This is a genomic window from Planomonospora algeriensis, assembly GCF_977012225.1.
This window is the reverse complement of record NZ_CDRNDK010000792.1, coordinates 1-1804: the sequence shown is the minus strand read 5'-3', so window position 1 is coordinate 1804 and position 1804 is coordinate 1. Positions and strand designations below refer to the sequence as shown.

2 protein-coding genes are annotated in these 1804 nt (G+C 76.6%); both read right to left on the bottom strand.

Features of this window, described 5'->3' with window-relative positions:
• The coding region (locus ACWJ6R_RS35825) for a phytoene desaturase family protein (RefSeq protein WP_449066462.1) at positions 1–1441 on the bottom strand (1441 nt) is incomplete at its 3' end.
• The coding region (locus ACWJ6R_RS35820) for a carotenoid biosynthesis protein (RefSeq protein WP_449066461.1) at positions 1429–1804 on the bottom strand (376 nt) is incomplete at its 5' end. The genes ACWJ6R_RS35820 and ACWJ6R_RS35825, both read right to left, overlap by 13 nt.

Genomic DNA, 1804 nt, shown 5'->3' with positions numbered 1-1804 from the left:
GGTCACCGGGGGAGGTCCTCGGCCACCAGCGACGCCACGATGCGCCCGCCCATCGCCACCAGCGGCAGCCCGCCGCCGGGATGCGCCGAGCCGCCCACCAGGTACAGGCCGCGCAGCGTCCGCGGTTGCCGGGGCGGCGCAGCGGGGCCAGCGGCCCGCCGTGGGCGCCGCCGTAGATCGCCCCGCCCCAGGCACCGTAGCGGTCGCGCAGGTCGGCGGGGGTGAGCAGGTCGACGAAGCGGAGCCGGCCCGACAGGTCCAGGCCCCGGCTCGCCAGGCGCTCCAGCACCAGGTCCCGGTAGGCGTGCGGGGACATCGGCCACCGGCCCGGGTCGCGCGCCGGGACGTTGACCAGCATGGTCCAGTTCTCGCAGCCCTCCGGCGCCTGCGAGGGGTCGTCCACCGCCGAGCAGCCGACGTAGACGGTCGGGTCCTCCGGCGGGCGCCGCCGGTCGAAGACGTCGGCGAACTCCCGCTCGTAGTCGGCGGAGAAGAGCACCGTGTGGTGGGCCAGCCCTTCGGTCCGGCCCTCCACCCCGGCCATCATCAGGAACGCCGAGGAGGACAGGCCGAGCGAGGCGATCCGCCGCAGCCGCCGCCGGTCGGGCAGCAGCCGCCCGTAGAGCGCCGCGGCGTCGGTGTTGGCGACCACGACCGCGGCGTGCTCGCGCTCGCCGGTGGCCAGCCGTACGCCCAGCACCCGGTCGCGGCCGGCGAGCACCTCGGTGACCTCGGAGCCGAGGACGATCTCCACCCCGGCCTTCTCCAGGGCCGAGGCCAGGGCGTCGGCGAGGCGGGGCAGCCCGCCCGCCACGTACCAGCCGCCCTCGCCGTGTTCGATCGCGGGCACGCAGGCCAGCGCGGCGGGCGCCCGGTAGGGGCTGGAACCGGCGTAGGTGGCGTAGCGGCCGGCGTACTGCAGCAGGCGCGGGTCGGTGAAGAACCGCCGGGCCAGCCCGTGCAGCGTGCGGCCGGGCGCGACCGCCGCCAGGTCGGACAGCAGCCCGCGCGGAGCGGGCCGGGACAGGGAGATCACCGGCCCGGCGAAGAAGCCGCGGGCCGACGCCTCGTAGCACCGCCGGGCCCAGGCGTGGAACGCCCGCCAGCCGGCGCCCTGGCCCGGCGCGAGCCGCTCCACCGCCTCGGCCATCCGCTCGGGGTCGCGGGGCGCCGTCAGCACCGAGCCGTCGGCGAAGCGGTAGCGGCACAGCTCGCGCGGCTCCACCAGGTCCAGCTCCAGCCCCAGGCCGGTGAACAGGTCCGGCAGGGTCAGCAGGGACGGTCCCGCGGAGAAGGCGAACCCGTCGCGCCGGTGCTCGGCGAGCTTGCCGCCCAGCCGGGGCAGCCGCTCGTAGAGCCGGACCCGGTGCCCCTCGCGGGCGAGCAGCAATGCGGAGACCATCCCTCCGACGCCGCCCCCGACCACGATCACTTCCGCCATCGACGCCTCCAGGCGAGCAGGACGAACACACCCATGCAGATCCCTCCGGCGGCGGCGACCAGCGGGTCGGGCGGGTCGAAGACCACCGCGAAGCCGACCGTCTCCATGACCGCCATCACCGTGTACAGCGCGGCCAGCCCGGTGCTGCGCGCCGCCGGGTCCGGCAGGCAGCGGTCGATCAGCGCCATCACCAGCAGCGAAACGGCCAGCCACCCGGCGAAGTTGCCGAGCGGGACGCCCCGGTAGGGACCGGGATCGTGCCAGACCCACAGGCCCAGCCGGATCATCTGCGGGTCCAGGAACAGGTCCCACGCGGTGAGCGCCGCCGCGCCCAGCACGACGCGGGCCGCCCGGCTCCCCGGC